Genomic DNA, 19,536 nt, shown 5'->3' with positions numbered 1-19,536 from the left:
AGCCGTAGCCATTGCCTCCAGCTACAAGGACAAACCAACAAACCCGCAGGAATGTTTCGTCGGAGAGTTGGGCTTGACAGGAGAAGTTCGCCGAGTCAACCGGATCGAACAACGGATCAATGAAGCTGCCAAGCTCGGTTTTACCAAGATTTATGTTCCGAAAAATTCTCTGACGGGGATCACGACGCCATCGGGGATCCAAGTGGTCGGTGTGAGTACACTGTCTGAAGTCTTGAAGAAAGTATTTTAATTTTAATAGTAGAAAAGTCTTAAACGGGAAGTTTAAGGCTTTTTTTCAGATGTGACAGATGACAGGAGGTATCCCCTGACAGAAAGAATCGGATATGGTAAAATAATAGATAATTTGAATTTCAAAGGAATGAAGGAGAGACCATGTCTTATTTTGATAATTTTTTAACAGCCAACCAAGCTTATGTGGCGCTACATGGAGACCTCCGTCTTCCGATTAAGCCCAAAACACAAGTAGCGATTGTGACCTGTATGGATTCCCGTCTTCACGTGGCGCCTGCGCTAGGGCTGGCTCTTGGAGATGCTCATATTTTGCGGAATGCTGGAGGGCGCGTGACAGAGGACATGATCCGGTCTTTGGTCATCTCCCAGCAGCAGATGGGCACCCGTGAGATTGTGGTCTTGCACCATACAGACTGTGGCGCTCAGACATTTGAAAACGAGGGCTTCCGTCAGCATCTCAAGAAAGAACTGGGAGTGGATGTGGGAGACCGCGATTTCCTACCCTTTCAAGATATTGAAGAAAGCGTCCGTGAGGATATGGAGCTTTTAAAAGCTTCTCCTTTGATTCCAGAGGATGTGGTGATTTCAGGAGCTGTGTATGATGTCGATACCGGTTTGATCTCAGAAGTGAAATAAGTATATAGAAGAGTATAGGAAGACAGAACGATCTTAGTTTTCCTGTACTTTTCTTTTTTTGGTGTAAAAAAAGTGAACCAAATAGGAAGAAATGTGACAATTTGACACAAATTTTTAAAAAATATGTGGTATAATATGACATTTTTACAAAAACATTACATTTTAATTTCACCAGATTGACTCTTGTTATCAAGGATGTTACAATTTCATTTGTATCATGGAATCATGAAATATGGAAAAGGAGATCCTATAAATGAAGGATGTATTTAATAAGCGCCAGCGCTTTTCATTGCGAAAATATAGCATTGGGGTTTGTTCAGTTCTTTTAGGAACAGCACTCTTTGCTGCAGGAGCTCAATTTGCATCAGCGGATGAAGCAACAACAGCCTCTGAATCTGCGGGAACAGCAGCTTCAGAAGCAGCACAACCTGTTACACCAGAGTCAAGTCAAGCAGAAGCACCAGCTGCTTCCCCAGTCTATGGTGTGGGAGCACCAGCACCGAAAGTAGACCTTTCTAATTCTGCTGCAACTTCGGAAGCACCAGCTTCAGCGACTGAAAAATCTGAAGGAACTGAGAAACCAGTTGCTACATAAAACAAGGAAGCAAAAGCAGAAGCTAAAAAAGAAGAAAAGGCTGAAACTAAAAAATCTGAAGAAGCTCCAAAAACGACAGCGTCATCAGAAACCAGCAAACCTGTAGAGAAGAAAAAAGAGTCAAGCTCTAAACCAGCCTCTACAACAACAGCTACTACAGAAAAACCTACTGTAACTCGTGTTGCAGCAGATGAAAGCTCAGAAAGAGCAGCTGCAAGTGAAGAACCAGCAACACCAGTAGCCCTCAAACCTACAGCGCAGCCAGCATTACTTCGTGGTACTGAAGCTCCTAAACCAGATTCTGCAACAGAAGATCGCAGTGTAGTACTCGATCGAGCAGCAACTGATATGACTAATGGTGGAGCTTTGGCAACAAGTAGCCGTCGTCGTGGACGTCGTGCATTGACAGACCATAATGTAGCACCGATTGATGTTATAACGGCTATAGCTGATAAAGTCGCTGCTGATCCAGACATGACAGATCCTAACGGAGCATCTGTGCACTCTCAAACAATTCCTGCTGGTTACCAAGCTAAAGAAGGTGACTTCTATACTTTTGGTATCTGGAATCTGACAAAATTCAATGCCCGTTATAATACAAACTATTATGCGCGTGCTTATAAGACGTTTGGTACTTCCACCGATACTACGGTTGAATTGATTGATAAGAATACGGGTAATGTAGTTGAAACACATACTGTCACTGCAACTAGTGGTATTCAAAAATTCACTACGACCACTCCAAAATCTAATAATGAGTTGACCCTACAAGTAGACTATCAAGCAGGTGCTGGTCAAGGTCCTGGTAAGACAGACCAACCATTTATTCAAATGGGATTTGAAGTTGGTCCAGCGATTCAAGCTTTGGTAGCTCCTGGTCATAATCTTACTGAAGCTGAACAAGCTCATTATATGGCTGTATATTCTGCACGTAACTCAAAAGATATTTTGAATGCAGTTGAACCTGCTTATAATGGTCGTGAAGTTACGGATACAAACTTTAAGATTCCTGTTACTGTTGAAAAGACTACTTACTATAAACTTGTTGACAAGAAAAACCCTACCTACAAGGAAACTGGTAAGTCTGTTACAACTCAGGACTATAAAGAAAATGGAAGTGAAACTGAGTTAGCCAAATATACTCTGAAAGCGAAGGAAGGTCAAAACTTCACAGCTTCTGGAGAACGTCAATTTACAAAGACTGAAAAACTCACGGATAAAATTACTAGAGAAACAGCTTATACCCTATATCAAACAGCTGATCCAGATACAACTTCTGGTTATGTAAGCCGTCCTTACACCGTTGGTACCAAATTCATGGATGCTGAGCGTGCTGGGATTAAACGTATCAAGGAAATCGTTGGTGAAGATGGATCTGTAGTGGTTCGTGTTTACCTTCTAGATCCAAAGCAACAAAATAAACGTTCAGATGGTACTTTAAACACGGATGGTTATATGCTTTTAGCAGAAACCAAACCAATCAAGCCGGGAGAAGCGAATACTAGAGAACTAGTTGTTAAGAAATCACCTCTTAATACAATAGCTTTCACTGGTACTGACGGCGTTAATCATCCAAATGGTAAGACAGTTCCGTTCGATTTCCAATGGGCTGCTAACTACACTCCGTATAAGACAGTCTTTGTTCCTTTCTTGGGAGACAATATCGGTCACCTTTCACCAAATTCACAATTGGAACGTGGAGTAGGAGGTATTGGTACCAACGTTGACTTGCTCAACTCCTTGACACCATACAAACAACCAATCTACTACTACGACAAGACAGAAACCATCAAGGTTAAGCCTGAATTTACTAAAGTTCTTAGTGATTTAAATGCAGAAAACAAACGTTCGCTTAATGATGGCGATTTCAGCTTTAAGATTACTTCAACGGGTGATACTGCATCACACACAGAGACGGTAACTAACCAAGGCGGAAAAGTTACATTTGGAGAGCTTTCATTCACTAAAGCTGGGACATATACATACAAAGTTACAGAGGTTGCGGGTTCAGATGCTGATGTTGACTATGATGACATGGAAGTTACCATGACAGTCACAGTTAAGGAAGAAAATGGCAGTTTGAATGCAAGCGTTTCTTATAGTTCAGTTAAAGGCGAGGATGAAAATGGTCAGCCTAAAAATCCTTCTTTACCTCCTTCAGAAGATAAAGAGTTCAACAACTTCGTAGTAGCTCCAGTTAAGACTAAGTTTGACTTCAGTAAGGCTCTTGCAGGTCGTAAGTTACAAGATGATGAGTTTACTTTCGTTCTTAAAGATGAATCTGGAAATGTTATTCAAACGAAAAAGAACAAAGCAAATGGTGTGATCGCTTTTGACGACTTGACATTTACAAAAGCTCAAGTTGGTACTCACAATTACACAGTTGAAGAAGTGATTCCAGCAGATAAAGAAGCTGGTATGACTTACGATACAATGAAGGCTGAAGTGACCATTACTGTTACGAAGGAAGGTCATGTACTTAAAGCATTTAATATGCTTCCAGAGGACACAGAGTTCAACAATACCTTCACTCCAGGTGCGGTGAAAGTAAATCTTGACTTTGATAAATCACTTTCAAACGGTAACTTGAATGCTGGTGATTTCAGCTTTACCTTGACTGGTGATAACAATGTTAATGAAACTGTTACCAATAAAGCTAACGGTAAGATTAACTTTAGCGAATTGTCATTTGATAAAGAAGGTGTCTACAACTACACTGTTAAAGAAGTGAAAGGCAACAATGCCGATGTAGACTACGATGAAATGACAATCGGCGTGAAAGTAACTGTTACGAAAGATGCTGCAACAGGTCTTTTGAGTGCCAAGACTGAAATGACTTCAACAGGCGGTGAAGCAACTGGTGCGGATGACAAGACATTCAACAACCACGTTGTGGCTCCTGTGACTGCTCAATTCGACTTCAGCAAGGCTCTTGCAGGTCGTGACTTGAAAGACGGCGAATTTAGCTTTGTATTGAAAGACAAAGATGGTAAAGTCCTTCAAACAAAACAAAACGATGCTAGCGGACGTGTTCGTTTCGATGCCTTGACATTTACAAACGCTCAAGTGGGTGATCACAAGTACACTGTAGAAGAAGTTCAAGGTTCTGAAGCAGGTATGACGTATGACCCAATGAAAGCGAACGTAACAGTAACTGTTACGAAGTCAGGCCATGCGCTTACTGCTGTTGCAACTCTTCCAACAGATACAGAGTTCAACAATACCTTCACACCTGCTGCTACGCAAGCTCAATTCAAGTTCACTAAACGTCTTGAAGGTAAAGCACTTGAAGCAGATGCCTTCACATTCGAATTGCTTGAAAATGGCAATGTGATCCAAACTAAGAAAAATAAAGCTGATGGATCTATTACATTTGATGCGATTGAATACAACGCTGTAGGTGAACACACTTACACTGTGCGCGAAAAAGCTGGAACAGATACAAACATCGACTACGATCCAATGAACGCAGTCGTAACCGTTAATGTAACCAAAAATGCAGCTACAGGTCTCTTGAGCGCAGCTGTTACAATGCCAGAAGACACTGAGTTTAACAACTATGTGGTTTCTCCAGTTGTAACAAAATTTGACTTCACTAAGAAGTTGGCTGGCCGTGAATTGAAAGCCGGTGAATTCAGCTTCGTATTGAAAGATGCTACTGGTAACGAAGTTGAAACAGTGAAAAATGATGTTGCTGGTAACGTAACCTTCTCAGAATTGTCATTCGACAATACGAAAGTTGGTACTCATACGTATACAGTAGAAGAAGTGATTCCTGCAGATAAAGAATTTGGAATGACTTACGACCAAATGAAAGCAACTGTTACAGTTGAAGTTGCCAAGAACGGTCACTCATTGACAACTGTTACAAACGTTACATCAACTGGTGGTAAAGATGCCAACGGTAACGCTACTGATGGTACTGCAGATAAAGAATTCAACAACAAAGTCACTCCTCCAGAAACTCCAGAATTCCAACCAGAAAAATTTGTCGTTTCTAAAGAGAAATACGACATCACTGGTAACAAGTTGATGAATGACGACGATGAGTTGACAAATGAATACACTGAAACAAATGCAGATCCATATGTAGACAAGACAAACAACAACGAACCAGAAAACTTGAATACTAAGACAGTTAAACGTGGTTCTAAATTGGTTTACCAAGTATGGCTTGATACAACTAAATTCACTGAAGCGAATAACATCCAATACGTTGGTGTATCTGATACATACGATGCTGATAAATTGGATGTCAATGCAGCGGACATCAAAGCATATGATGCAGTAACTGGTGCAGAAGTAACCAATAAATTCGACATCAAAGTTGAAAATGGTACGATCACTGCAACTTCTAAAGGTGAATTTATCAAAGATAAAGTCAATGCTCCTGTTATCGACACAACTAAGTTCGAATTTGGACGTTACTATAAATTTGATATTCCAGCAACTGTGAAAGAATCTGTTAAAGCTGGTGCTGATATTGAAAATACAGCCAACCAAACAGTTCACGTTTACAACCCAGTAAGCAAGACAGTTGAAAAACCTGAAAAACCAACACAAAAACGTGTCAACAGCGTTCCAGTTCCAGTGGAAATGAACTTCACGAAACGTTTGGAAGGTCGTGAACTTCAAGCCAACGAATTCGAATTCGTATTGAAGAAAGACGGCGTTGAAGTTGAGCGCGTGAAGAATGACGCTGCTGGTAAGATCGTCTTCAAGACTCTCGAATTCGGTCGTGATGATCTTGGTAAGACTTACAACTACACAGTAGAAGAAACTCCTGGTACAGATGCAACTGTCAAATACGACACAATGGTTGCTACTGTTAAAGTGGTTGTTTCACATGATGGTACAGCTAAAGCAATTGTTGCCAACGTAACAGACGCTGCTGATAAAGAGTTCAATAATACAGTAACTCCACCAGAAGAACCTAAGTTCCAACCAGAGAAATACGTTGTTTCTAAAGCGAAATTCGATATTACAGGTACTAAGCTCGTTGATGACGATTATGAATTGACAGATAAATATGGTGAAACAAATACAAATCCATATGTCGATACAACTGCCAACAACGAAGATGAAAACTTGAATACGAAACCAGTTGAACGTGGTCAAAAACTTTACTACCAAGTATGGTTGGATACAACTAAATTTGATGCAGCTAACAAAGACAATATCCAAACAGTAGGAATCACAGATAACTACGACAAGGATAAATTGACTGTTAATGCTTCAGATATCAAGGTTTACGATTCAGTTACTGGTGCAGACGTTACGACGAAATTCGATATCTCTGATAACAATGGTGTTCTGACAGCGAACCTCAAAGATGGCTTCACGAAGTCACTCGGAGACGCTGAAAATACTCAAATCATTGATACAACTAAGTTCGAATTTGGACGTTACTACAAGTTCGATATTCCAGCAACAGTGAAAGACGATGTTGTAGCTGGTGCAGATATCGAAAACAAGGCAGCACAAGTTGTTAACTACTACAACCCAGTAAGCAAGACGGTTGAAAAACCAAACAAACCAACTGAAAAACGTGTTAACAGTGTTCCGATCTCAGTAGAATTCAACTTCACTAAGAAATTGGAAGGCCGTGATTTGAAAGCTGGCGAATTCACATTCGAGTTGAAAGACAGCGACAATGTTGTGATTGCGACTGCAACCAACGATGCAGCTGGTAAGATCAAGTTTGCCCCAGTAGATTACACTAATAAAGCTGGTGAAACTGTTACTGCCCTTAAATACAAGAAGGGTCAAGAAGGTACTTACAAGTATACTGTAACAGAGGTTAAGGGTACAGACGCAACTGTTGAGTACGACACAATGGCTGCTGTTGTAACTGTTACTGTTTCTCATGATGGTACAGCCAAAGCCTTGATCACAAACGTGACAGAACCAGCTGATAAAGAATTCAATAACACAGTTCGTCCTCCAGAAGAACCTAAGTTCCAACCAGAGAAATATGTTGTTTCTGAAGAGAAATACGATATCACAGGCGACAAGCTCGTTGATGATGATGACGAGTTGACTGATAAATATGGTGAAACAAATACAGATCCATATGTAGACAAAACAGGCAACAACGAAGCAGAAAACATCAATACCAAGACTGTTAAACGTGGCGACAAGTTGGTTTACCAAGTATGGCTTGATACAACTAAATTCGACGCAGCTAACAAGGATAACATCCAATCAGTAGGAATCTCAGATGACTACGATGAAGCTAAATTGGAACTTGATTCTACTAAGATCAAAGCTTACGATTCAGTAACAGGCGCAGAAGTAACAGATAAATTCGATATTACTGTGAACAACGGTGTGATCACTGCAACCCTTAAAGATGGCTTCACTAAGTCACTTGGCGATGCGGAAAACACACAAGTTATTGACACTACTAAGTTCGAATTCGGACGTTACTACAAGTTCGACATCCCAACAACAGTGAAAGCTGATGTTCCTGGTGGTGTAGATATTGAAAACACTGCGGCTCAAGTAGTCAACTACTACAACCCAACTACTAAGAAAGTTGAAAAACCAAGCAAACCAACTGAAAAACGTGTCAACAGCGTGCCAGTTGAAGTGGAATTCAACTTTACTAAACGTATGGAAGGCCGTGAGCTTAAAGCCAACGAATTCAGCTTCGTTCTTAAAGATTCAACAGGTAAGACTCTTGAAACTGTGAAGAACGATAAAGATGGTAACGTTAAGTTCTCTAAACTTGAGTTCAAAAAAGGTCAAGAAGGCGTTCACAACTACACAGTAGAAGAAGTTAAAGGAACAGACGCAACCGTTACATACGACACAATGAAAGCGAATGTGACAGTCACAGTTTCACACGACGGAACAGCTAAAGTTCTGATCGCGAAAGTTGGCGACATTGCGGATAAAGAATTTAACAACAAGGTGACTCCTCCAGAAACCCCAGAGTTCAACCCAGAGAAATACATCTTGAACGCTGAGAAATTCGACCTTACTGGTAAATCACTTCTTGATGATGATAAAGAATTGGCAGACAAGGTTGCGGAAACAAACGCAAATCCTTACGCTGATAAGGCTGATAATAATGAAGCAGCAAACATCAATACTAAGACTGTGAAACGTGGCGATAAGGTTGTTTACCAAGTGTGGTTGGATACAACTAAGTTCACTGAAGCGCACAACATCCAATCTGTTGGTGTTACTGATGACTACGAAGAAGACAAACTTGACATCAATGTTGCAAACATCAAAGCTTACGACTCTGTAACAGGCGAAGATGTGACTGCTAAATTTGATATCAAAGTTGAAAACGGTGTGATCTCTGCAACTTCTAAAGCGGACTTGACTAAGTCACTTGGAGACGCAGAAAATACTCCAGTGATCGACACAACTAAGTTTGCGTTTGGACGTTACTACAAGTTCGATATCCCAGCAACAGTGAAAGATACTGTTAAAGATGGTGTGGACATTGAAAACACTGCGGCTCAAATCGTACATCAATACGATCCAACAAGCAAGACAGTGAAGAAACCAAACAAACCAACTGAAAAACGTGTTGTGAACATCCCTGTTTCAGTAGAATTCAACTTCACGAAACGTTTGGAAGGCCGTGTACTTAAAGCCAACGAATTCAGCTTTGTGCTTAAAGACAAAGATGGTGTTGTGATTACAACAGTAACAAATGATGCTAATGGAAACATTAAATTCACTCCAGTTAAATATACTAATAAAGAAGGAAAAGAAGTAACTGCTCTTGAATTCAAACGTGGTGAAGAAGGAACTCATCTCTATCATGTAGAAGAAATCCGTGGCACAGATTCTAGCGTTGTATACGATAAGATGGTTGCAACTGTTAGTATCGTGGTGAATAAAGCAGGTAAGGTAATAGTAGCTACTACTAAGTTGCCAGAAGATACAGAGTTTAATAACACTGTTATTCCGCCAACACCACCAACACCACCAACACCACCAACACCACCAACACCACCAACACCACCAACACCACCAACACCGCCAACACCGCCAACACCGCCAACACCGCCAACACCTACAACTCCTCCAGCTCCAGCACTTCCTGAAACTGGTGAAGAACAATCAGCATCTGCTGCATTGTTAGGTGCTGCACTTGGTTTGGTTGGCCTTGCGGGACTTGCAAAACGTAAAAAACGCGAAGACTAAAATTGAGGTGACATCAGCAAACTTGTTGATGAGGTGACAATTTTAGATCCAACAGGAAGAGGCTTTGCTCGAAAGAGCAAGGCCTCTTTGTTTGGTGTTAAAAGCTTAGAAAAAATTGCGTATATATTATGAAATGTTTCAGAAATTATTCGATTAGTCATTTCATTCTGTTACTAGTTTCAGCGAATATCCATTGACTTGAAGTAGAGAAAACAGTATACTAGTAAAGCAATTTGATCTTTCAAACTGCCAGCAACAAGGGAAATGAAGCCACTTTGAATTGGAATACAGTAGGGTTTGGAGTGGTAGTACTTCACACCCTTATTGTCGTCAGTCGCCCTCATAAATGGGATCTAGACTCTGAATGAGTTGTATAAATATAAAAAAACTTCCTTGGAACAGAATTCCATAGGAAGTTTCTTTTTGTTTTAGAGCTACTCTTGTTTCTTTTTGTAAGAGATAAGACTGGCCAAACCTGCCAAGATGCCAAGTCCAAGTAGGGCTAGCTGAGAGGTTTCTTCACCTGTTGCAGGTAGGTGAGTTCCTTCTTGAGTGGTGTTAGGAACAACTTCAGGGAGTTCCTCTGTTTGGCTTGTAGTTTCAAGAGGTTTCTCCTCTTCTTTATTAGTAAGAAGTGGTGATCCCTTTTCTTCATGAGCATCAGTCGTGTTTACTTTTGTCACGGAAGGAAGAGGGCTAACTGTTTCTTCTTTTTCTGTTTCTGGGGATGGTTGTGGAGTAGGAATTTCTTTGACCTTGTAGGCAAAGATCAAGATGGTTGTCCCCACTTCTACCTTCCCAGTTTGATCAGCTGCACCGATCCGTTCGTAAATGTGGCCGTCGTAGGAGATCTCATCTGGTGCGCTAGCGACGTAATGGGTTCCATTGTCCACATTCGTTGCAACCGCAAGTTCTGGTTGCAATTCAGTGCTCGTATCTTGGATGACAAATCGCGCGATGACCGTCCCCGTAGCTAACTTGTAATCATAGATGACCGTTTTCATTCCCTTAGTGACTGTGCCACTTGGATCAGCAGAATCAGCACGGTGGCCAACTAGATGGTAGATACGACCATCTTTTGTGATTTCTGTTGGGGCCTCACTGGTGTACTTGGTGCCGGAATCTACCTCTGTCACAAGGTCTTGCGCCTCTTGCAGATCAGTGTCACTTCCCTCAGTGAGGAATCGTACTCTGACAGATCCTTTGGTGATGGCATAGGTAATAGTAGTATCAGCTGTTGGAGAATCAGGGCTTGGAAGAAGATAGCCTTTGGTCTCGTCAAGAGGATCCACAAGGTTTAAGACTTGTCCACGAGCATCTTTTGGTTCTAACCCTTCAATATATGGTAAAGTTGCAGTTGGCGCTGAAATAGCAGTTGGATTAGAAGAATCATTTAAATATGGAATCTCTTTAATAGCATTTGATGGTTCTTTTCCTGATGCATAACTAATTGTATAAACACCGACTGGTCGGTAGACAACAATATCAGAAATGTCATCAGATTCAGCTAGGATTCCAGTATGACCTCCAGATTTATTAAGATCAGGAGAGATTGTTGCATTTGATTCTTTAGATACGACAACATATCCATTTTTGACTGGATTTTCATAATCTGCGAAAGTAGTACCGTCTTTAGTCACCCAATCTTCAAGTGTTGTTTCTCCAGTTACCAAATTGATAGTTCCTTTTCGGCTAAAGTTTAAACTATCTGTTTTTGAAACGATGTCAGCTTCTTGACGATTGTTACCATTCTTATCTTCAGTAACATAAGTGATAGTACGAGTTACTTTTTCTGATAAATGATTGAGATCACTAATAGATTTTCCATTTGGAGCTTTAGGAGTTGGATAGATGCTACCATCGGTATCTCCTGGAACAACTTGGCCAACTCGAATTGGTTGTGTTTCAGAAAAATCTACAATTTTTGGTGTAAAGCGAACAATGAATTCCTGTACGCCATCACCATTAATGTTTGAAGCATCTCGGTCAAATTTTACTGGTCCATTTTTATCAAATTCGTTCTCAACTAGTTTATAACCTTGTTTCAGGTATTTAGCAATCGTATCTTTTGTTGAGTAGTCAATCTTTTCACCAGTATGGCCAACAAAGTCGCTTGAACGTTCCAGTTCTTTACCATTTTCATCTTGATAAATAACACGGGCAACTTCATTAAGTTTGACATAGAGCATATCCCATACATCCAGGCTAGGAACATCAATTGCAGCCATCCATTGACCAGCCCCGCTATCATAATATACATTAGCAGTAGTTTCGCGAAGTTTAATATTATACTTTCCATCTACTGCATCTGGGGTAGCCCAGTAGATATTCGCATGTTCGGCCTGATCTTTTGAAATTTTACCAAGTGGTACAAAAGCTTGGATGTTAGTCAGTTTGGTAGTGGAGTTAACAGCGCTGTTCCATTTATTTTCGGTAATGCCGACCAAATTGATCAAGTGAGCAATCCGATCACCTGTCTTGGTTTCTTTTGTAATGGTATAAACAGTTCCAGGTTGAACCCCGTCAGCATTATCCAGGTTGGATCCGATGAAGTTGCCGTTGACCAGTACATTTGTATTGTCTACAATCCGACGAGTATCATGCGCCAAGGTGTCGCGTCCACGAAGGAGTTCTTGGTAGGCAACGATAAATTCTTGGTAGTTAAATTCTGCATTAGCAAAATCAGCATTGACTGGTAAGTTTTGATTGAGGTACCATTCAGCCTGAATAACACCAAAACCTTTTTCATCTTGAGATGTATTGAGAGCAGCAGTGGTCATATGATAACCTCCACTTGCTGCAATAATTGCATCTGTTAGTAATTCATTGTCTTTGCTGAGTTTTGCTGCATTTTTTTCACGGTGAGTATAAGCAGCGATAATTGGAGATTTTCCGTTGTATAAATCTCGCATACGCTCAGTCAAGCGTGTTAAGGCTTGATAGGTAGAATCATAGGCGATGCTATCTCCCCAAACTTCCGCGTAAGGTGCAGAGACATTGGTTTTTCCTAATCGATCAGCATCTCCAGTAGAGATATCGTTGATCATGAAGTCATAGCCTTCTTTTTTGAGGGCCTCTGTTGCAGCTGCGGCTAGTTTTGGATAGTTTTCACTTAAAGAGAAAGCTTTTCCAGGTTCGTTAACTTTTTCAACCAAGTTAGTCCCCATAGTGTCCCCTTGCCAACCATCGAAGCCACCTTCTTTCATGGCTTTTAACATCACATTGATGATAAAGTTTTGCCAGTTCGGATCTCCTGGATCAAGAAATTGTTGGATGTCTGTTGCAGTAATATCACCAGTCTTTCCAAAGTTGAAGTGATCTTGTAAGTTACGTACGATAGCACTTTTTACTTGGTCTGGGATTTTTTCATCAAGAGACACAGCGTAAATCATGTTATAAAGCATAGCTTTAGCACCAGTCGAATGGACATGAGAAACCAACTCTTTAACGGCATCTGTGTCAATAACTGGTAAGTATGTTTTACGTTTTTCGGGGTCAGTCTCACCTTTCGGAATCAAGAAAGTAGCCCAATCTTGTGTGAATCGTTCAACATTAGCTGGGAATGGGTTGGCAGGTGTATTATAAACGTCGTAGAAGAAGTAGTTATTGATGTGCATATTGGCCAATTGGTCAATACTATTTTTATATCCTTCCACTTGCTCTTTAGTGATCGAATTGTGATTGTCTTTTGAACCTGCTACAACACCATAACGTGGATATACAGTCCAATCATCTTCAACTGATAGACCAGCCACCTTGTGAAATTCTTGTTTTCCATCAGCATTCTTTCCGATGACGTCAATGAGATAGCCAGAGTTTGGAGAGAAAACAGAGCTTGGAATGACAAGTGAATTTCCTGGAGCATTTTTCAACTCATAAATAACTTTGTCTAAATGAGACACTGTCAAATCAGACGAAGTTACGTCAGGATTATTGATTGAGATGCTAACATCCTCACCACTTTTATATGTGGCCTTATTAAATGTTACATCGTTTTGGATTTTTGGTGTGTTATAAGTACTTGTTGCCGCTGAAGTACTACGAGTTGTTGGTTCAGTGGCACTTGCAGTTTGAGGCAAAGATGATGTCTCTTCACTTGAGGAAGTCTTTGGGTTTTCCTCACTAGTTGTTGTAGTAGGTTGCTCACTAGTGGTTTCAGTACTAGTGGCTGGTTGACTTGATGTTGTTACGTTTGTTGTTGAAGTTGTAGTAGAAGCAACTTCATCTGCCATAGCAACAGAACCTAACATCAAGGAACCAAAGACCGTAATCATAGATACAAGTACTTTATTTCGCTTACGGAAATAGCCATGACCTTTTTCTTGAGAAAAGTTATTTGAAAATTTCATTATATCCCCCAATCATTAAATTTTGTTAGTTGAAATTATACGACATATCATAGGAAAATGTCAACAATAACGTAAACTTTTTGAAATCAAAATAAAAAACTCCTGAAAATAAAGTAAAAAAACAAATAAAAATACTGGACTTTTAAAATAATTTTTGTTACGATTTTTCTGACGTCGAAGAACAAAAATTATTTTTGCTTGAGAAGCATAAATAAAAAACAATTAAAAAGGAGTTTGTCATGTCATCGTTAAAGAATAATAAAACGATTAAGTATGCCTTGAGAAAAACCTCAGTTGCTTTTGGTTCTGTTGCAGTCGCAACAGTTATTGCTGTTGCAGGTATTGCTGTTGCAGGTATTGCTACAGTATCTGCCGATGAAACTTCATCAGCAACTACACCTGTTACTTCAACTACAACAGTAGCTGGAGAAGAAACAAAAGAAGTTGCGGTTCCAGAGAAGTTGGAAGAAGCTAAAACTGCTGCCACAAATGAAGGTCTTGAAGTTAAAGAAACTGAGACTAAAAAGCAAGATTCTGAGGAAGCTGCTGCTAAAGATTACGAAAAACAAGTTACTGATATTAATAAAACTGTAGCTGATTATAAAGCTGAAGTGGCAGCAAATCAAGAAGCTTACGAAAAAGAAAAAGCTGAAGTTGATGCTAAAAATGCTGCTACACAAGCAAACTACGATAAAGAGCTTGCAGCTTACAACGAAAAACTTACTGCTTACGAAAAAGAATTGACTGAAAAAACAGCAGAAAAAACAGCAGTAGAAAAAAGTAATGAAGAAGCACGTGTTGCTTATGAAAAAGCGCTTGAAGAATATAACACAGCTCTTGCAGCATATAATGCATCTGTAACAGCAAATCAAGAAGCTACTGAAAGTAATAAATTAGCTCAAGCAGATTATGAAGCTAAATTAGCTGAATACAAGACTAAAAAAGCTGTTTATGATGAAGCGCAAGCTGCTTACTTGATTGAACTTGAAATTTACAACAAGAAAAAAGCACAATACGATGATGCTAAAGATGCCTTCAATAAGATGGTTGCAGAGCGTGGTGGAAATCCTGAGAAATACAAACAAGATTTGACATTCCTCTCTGAAGAACTTGCTGATGGCGAAACAACTAAAATCACACACCAAACAACTGGATTAACAACTTACTTGACAAAAGAAGGTCATTCTCGTATGTACGGCGATGGGAAAGCTACAAAAATGTATGAAACAAAGAATCTTCAAGATTCTGATTTGACAACTACAAATCCATATGCCAACAATGAAATTGAGTGGGGAGTTGTAAAAGTCGGAGACAAATTTGATGTGACATACACAGGACTTACTCAAGCTAAAATTGTAAAAGGTAGCGAAGAAAAACGTATTGCAAAAGTTGTTTATAAATACGAAGTGAAGAGCCTTCCATCATCAGATGGAAAAGGAATCGTTCAAATTTATAACGATCCAGCAGTTACAATGACAATTGGTAGCTCAACAGATACTGAAAACCCAGTAACTGTTGGTGTTGACATTGAGTTTTACGATGAAAATGACCAATTAATTGATTTGTCACAACACAATGCAATCCTTGCCCTTAACTCACTTAACCACTGGAATGGTGCATCTTATGTTGAAAATGACAAACCTCGTCCTCTAGTTGTTGAAGCTAAAGATAGCGAAGGCAATACAGTTCGTGGAACTTGGGATCCATATTCAGATGGAAGTGAACCAAAACTCGATGGTGTAAACGTTGTTGTGAAAAGCGATAAAGCTGACTTCGGTAGTGCAGAAGTTGATATCAATGCTGATAATCCTTTGAAAATTGTTGCTCAAAAAGCAACATGGGTTGATGATGCCTTCAAAGTAACTGAAGAAACAACAGTTGATGCTACAACAGTGAACGCATCTGGTGGCGGAAATGGTCACTCAGTTGGTACTGAAGATTACACATTTGGTGATAAATCAGATGTTATCGGTTCTTACACTGTAGACGCTACATCAGGTGTTTTGAGATACACACCAAAAATGAAACACCAAGATACTCCTCACGTTGAGTCTGTAAACATTGGTGACAAAGAGTTTATTAAACTTCCAAATTCAAGTGTAGACCAAGATTCATCTACAAAAGAAGTATCTGCTAAAGAACAAAACCAATACATGGATCAAGGTGCTACATTTAATGCAGACTCTTCAAGTCAAACTAAGGGTTGGGATGATCCTACGAGCCCTTACCTTTACTATGGTGGTGCTGCTGTTATTTTGAAAGATGGTCATCTTGAATTTACAGCAAAAGGTGCTAACGCAACAGGCGAAGCAACTATCTATTGGTTCTCTATCAACTCAAACGTTGGCTTCCCTCAAGATCCAGGTGAAGAGCCAGTTAAACCAACAGAACCAACACCTCCAGTTAAACCTGAAAAACCAGAATTGACAGAAGTACCAACTGTTAAAGAAAAACCAGTTCCACCGACAGAACCAGAATATAAAACTGTACCTGTCTTACCAAGTGAACCGGTTAAACCAGAAGCACCTGAGTTGGTGAAGGATCCTGTTAAGAAAGAAACAGAAAAACCAGTTGTTGAATGGAATAAAAATGTTGTGCTTATCAAGGAAAATGAAAAACCACAACCTAAGCCAGAACCAAAACCAGAGCCTAAGCCAGAGCCAAAACCAGAGCCAAAACCAGAGCCTAAGCCAGAGCCAAAACCAGAGCCAAAACCAGAGCCTAAGCCAGAACCAAAACCAGAGCCTAAGCCAGAACCAAAACCAGAGCCTAAGCCAGAGCCAAAACCAGAGCCTAAGCCAGAGCCTAAGCCAGAACCAAAACCAGAGCCTAAGCCAGAACCAAAACCAGAGCCAAAACCAGAATCATCTAAGAAATCATTGCCAAATACTGGTTCAGTTGAACAATCATTCATGACTTATTCAGCACTTATTGGTTTAGCTACTGCCGGTTATGCTTTGTCAAGAAAGAAAAAAGAAGACTAAGATTTTCTTTTAATCCTTTAAAAAATCTCACGATTAAAAACCAGAAGGCACAACCTTTTGGTTTTTTATAAAGCATGAAAAGGGAATTGATGACAATTTCCTATAGGTTCTCCTCCATATTTATGTTACAATTAAACTACTATTATCGAAGGGAGAAACTATGATTAATTCAATTGTTTCACAAGGTTTGATTTGGGCCATTTTAGGGTTAGGAATCTTTATGACGTTCCGAATTCTAGATTTTCCAGATATGACAACTGAAGGTTCCTTTCCGCTTGGAGGAGCGGTGGCGGTGACCTTGATTACCAAGGGGGTCAATCCACTGATTGCGACGCTTGCTGCTATTGGTGCAGGATGCTTGGCAGGACTTGCGACGGGTCTTCTCTATACAAAAGGGAAAATCCCGACGCTCTTGTCAGGAATTCTTGTGATGACGTCTTGTAACTCAGTCATTCTTTTTGTGATGCAACGGGCCAATCTGGGACTCTTGGGTTATAAAAAAATTCAAGATTATCTTCCCTTTGCTGGAGGTTTAAGTGAAATTTTGATTGGCTTGATTTTCGTAACGCTTGTGATTCTTGGCTTGATTTTCTTTTTAGATACACGTTTGGGTCAAGCCTATATCGCGACAGGTGACAATTCTGACATGGCTAAAAGTTTCGGGATCAATACCGACCGGATGGAATTGATGGGTTTGGTGATTTCAAATGGGATTATTGCCCTCTCTGGTGCACTGATGGCCCAGCAAGAAGGTTATGCCGACGCTTCACGTGGGATTGGTGTCATCGTTATCGGGCTTGCCAGCCTCATTATTGGGGAAGTTCTTTTTTCAAATGTCACCTTGACGGAGCGTTTGCTCAGTGTCGCAGTCGGTTCGATTGCCTACCAATTTTTGATTTGGGCTGTGATTGCGCTTGGTATCAATACTAGCTATATCCGGATTTTCAGTGCCTTGATCCTAGCTATCTGCCTGATGATTCCAACCTTTAAGGGAAAAATCATGAAAGGAGCGAAATTCAGTAAATGACAGCAATTGTAGAATTAAAAAATGTAACCAAAGCTGTGAGCAATGGGATGAATGAAGAAAAAGTCATTCTGGATGATGTCTCCTTGGAAATTCGAGAGCATGATTTTATCACGATTTTAGGGGGCAATGGAGCTGGGAAATCAACCCTCTTTAATACCATTGCTGGGACACTTCCGGTGAGTAGCGGGAAGATCTATATTCTAGGGGAAGATGTGACCAACTACTCTCCTGAGAAGAGAGCCAAGTATCTATCTCGGGTCTTCCAAGATCCTAAAATGGGAACAGCGCCTCGCATGACAGTAGCGGAAAACCTCTTGGTAGCGAAGTTTCGTGGAGAAAAACGTGGTTTGATTCCACGTCACTTGGCAAGCTATAAAGAAGAGTTTCAGACAGTTCTTGCTAAGATCGGCAATGGCTTGGAAAATCATATCGACACAGCAGTTGAGTTTCTATCAGGGGGGCAACGTCAGGCTTTGAGCTTGTTGATGGCGACACTAAAACGTCCAGAACTTTTGCTATTAGATGAACACACTGCAGCCTTGGATCCGAAAACCAGCCAGGCTCTGATGACCTTGACGGATCAGTTTGTGAAACAAGATGCCCTCACGGCTCTTATGATCACCCACCATATGGAAGATGCTTTGAAATATGGAAATCGCTTGATTGTGATGAAAGACGGGCACATCGTCCAAGACCTCAGTCAAGAAGAAAAAGCCCAAATGACCATTGCAGACTACTATCAATTATTTGAGAAAGAATAAGATACAAAGCCCGTAAAATGCAAAGTCAAAATAGGGAGTAGGACAGAAGCGATATCACTCAGATTGTTTTATGTAGAAGTAGTTTGTCTGCAAGTTAAGTTAGAGACCTTGCTCTCTAACTTTTTCTTTTTCTTGAATCATCTATAAAACCACATAAAAATAGGAACTAGTTTCAGATGGAATCGCTTGCAATTACTCAGGTAGGTGAGTATAATATAGTTAGAAAGATGAAGAAGGGATTGATACCAATGCCTTATCGAGTTAAAATTTAGGTTACTTCGTTTTAGGCCTGTTTTGCTGATAGCTGTTCATGCTCTTGACGTAAAAGAGCAGTTATGTCGTGTGTGTCGGATCGGTTGGACGGTCGGTCAAACCTGCGTAGTTTGTCCGGAGACATAAGAAAACGTGGAAATAGTAGGTAGAAGCTTTTTGTAAAGGTTTTCAAACTTCAATGCGTCCAGTCGAAAACTAATCATTTGGATTTGGGAAAGCAAAGAAAACCTCTGGTATTTTACACAAATACTATTAAATGAAATCAACATCATAAACATTGTTTTGTTAGCCAATAGGTTAATTGCACCAAGTCAGCGAAGCAGACCAGGCCTCTAGTCCCGTAAGACTGGAGGCCATTTTTTATAAAATACCCAGGAGGAGGTGAGAGTATGGGATTGTCGTATGCGCAAGAATATAGTTGTCGTGACCATTTTCGGCAAAGAGCTTTTGAGCGCTTTGGCGTAGATGATCAGCACCTGAACAGGTGGAT

8 protein-coding genes are annotated in these 19,536 nt (G+C 40.3%); 7 read left to right on the top strand and 1 reads right to left on the bottom strand.

What is annotated here, in order from left to right; translation table 11 throughout:
• From SPADD19_RS08725 to SPADD19_RS08715, 4 genes are all read left to right on the top strand, one after another.
• Positions 1-250: magnesium chelatase domain-containing protein (locus SPADD19_RS08725; RefSeq protein ID WP_277619480.1), on the top strand; the 250-nt coding region annotated here is incomplete at its 5' end.
• Between the two features lie 143 nt (positions 251-393).
• The gene (locus tag SPADD19_RS08720) at positions 394-888 is read left to right on the top strand and encodes a beta-class carbonic anhydrase (RefSeq protein WP_031575690.1); all 495 of its coding nucleotides are present in this window, start codon (positions 394-396) and stop codon (positions 886-888) included.
• A gap of 253 nt (positions 889-1,141) precedes the next feature.
• The gene (locus tag SPADD19_RS13105) at positions 1,142-1,483 is read left to right on the top strand and encodes a YSIRK-type signal peptide-containing protein (RefSeq protein ID WP_277619479.1); all 342 of its coding nucleotides are present in this window, start codon (positions 1,142-1,144) and stop codon (positions 1,481-1,483) included.
• 348 nt (positions 1,484-1,831) lie between these two features.
• Positions 1,832-9,652: a Spy0128 family protein gene (locus SPADD19_RS08715; protein ID WP_241496559.1), complete on the top strand. Its 7,821-nt coding sequence runs from the start codon at positions 1,832-1,834 to the stop codon at positions 9,650-9,652.
• A gap of 434 nt (positions 9,653-10,086) precedes the next feature.
• Here SPADD19_RS08715 and SPADD19_RS08710 read toward each other — a convergent pair whose 3' ends face one another.
• Positions 10,087-14,001 (bottom strand): glycoside hydrolase family 66 protein, encoded by a 3,915-nt coding sequence (locus SPADD19_RS08710; RefSeq protein WP_049497071.1) that lies wholly within the window; start codon positions 13,999-14,001, stop codon positions 10,087-10,089.
• Positions 14,002-14,240: 239 nt separating this feature from the next.
• On the opposite strand from SPADD19_RS08710, the gene SPADD19_RS08705 reads away from it, so the two are divergent.
• The 3 genes from SPADD19_RS08705 to SPADD19_RS08695 all read left to right on the top strand — a co-directional run bounded on the left by SPADD19_RS08705 (position 14,241) and on the right by SPADD19_RS08695 (position 18,773).
• Positions 14,241-16,985, top strand: coding sequence for an LPXTG cell wall anchor domain-containing protein (locus tag SPADD19_RS08705; RefSeq protein ID WP_061455807.1), 2,745 nt, complete (start codon positions 14,241-14,243; stop codon positions 16,983-16,985).
• A gap of 160 nt (positions 16,986-17,145) precedes the next feature.
• The gene (locus tag SPADD19_RS08700; RefSeq protein ID WP_061455806.1) at positions 17,146-18,012 is read left to right on the top strand and encodes an ABC transporter permease; all 867 of its coding nucleotides are present in this window, start codon (positions 17,146-17,148) and stop codon (positions 18,010-18,012) included.
• Positions 18,009-18,773 carry an ABC transporter ATP-binding protein gene (locus SPADD19_RS08695; protein WP_013904247.1) on the top strand — a complete coding sequence of 255 codons (765 nt, stop codon included), beginning with the start codon at positions 18,009-18,011 and terminating at the stop codon, positions 18,771-18,773. The genes SPADD19_RS08700 and SPADD19_RS08695 overlap by 4 nt, the downstream gene beginning before the upstream one ends.
• Positions 18,774-19,536: the final 763 nt, after the last annotated feature.

Origin of the sequence: Streptococcus parasanguinis (genome assembly GCF_001578955.1) — a bacterium.
Taxonomy (GTDB): domain Bacteria; phylum Bacillota; class Bacilli; order Lactobacillales; family Streptococcaceae; genus Streptococcus; species Streptococcus parasanguinis_U.
The sequence above is the reverse complement of the archived record's forward strand: the minus strand, read 5'-3'. Positions and strand labels throughout refer to the sequence as shown.

What these genes read in the sequence shown, in the direction of transcription:
- SPADD19_RS08720 (WP_031575690.1), top strand. Translation starts at nt 394, where the DNA reads ATGTCTTATTTTGATAATTTTTTAACAGCCAACCAAGCTTATGTGGCG.
- SPADD19_RS13105 (WP_277619479.1), top strand. Translation starts at nt 1,142, where the DNA reads ATGAAGGATGTATTTAATAAGCGCCAGCGCTTTTCATTGCGAAAATAT.
- SPADD19_RS08715 (WP_241496559.1), top strand. Translation starts at nt 1,832, where the DNA reads ATGACTAATGGTGGAGCTTTGGCAACAAGTAGCCGTCGTCGTGGACGT.
- SPADD19_RS08710 (WP_049497071.1), bottom strand. Translation starts at nt 14,001, where the DNA reads ATGAAATTTTCAAATAACTTTTCTCAAGAAAAAGGTCATGGCTATTTC.
- SPADD19_RS08705 (WP_061455807.1), top strand. Translation starts at nt 14,241, where the DNA reads ATGTCATCGTTAAAGAATAATAAAACGATTAAGTATGCCTTGAGAAAA.
- SPADD19_RS08700 (WP_061455806.1), top strand. Translation starts at nt 17,146, where the DNA reads ATGATTAATTCAATTGTTTCACAAGGTTTGATTTGGGCCATTTTAGGG.
- SPADD19_RS08695 (WP_013904247.1), top strand. Translation starts at nt 18,009, where the DNA reads ATGACAGCAATTGTAGAATTAAAAAATGTAACCAAAGCTGTGAGCAAT.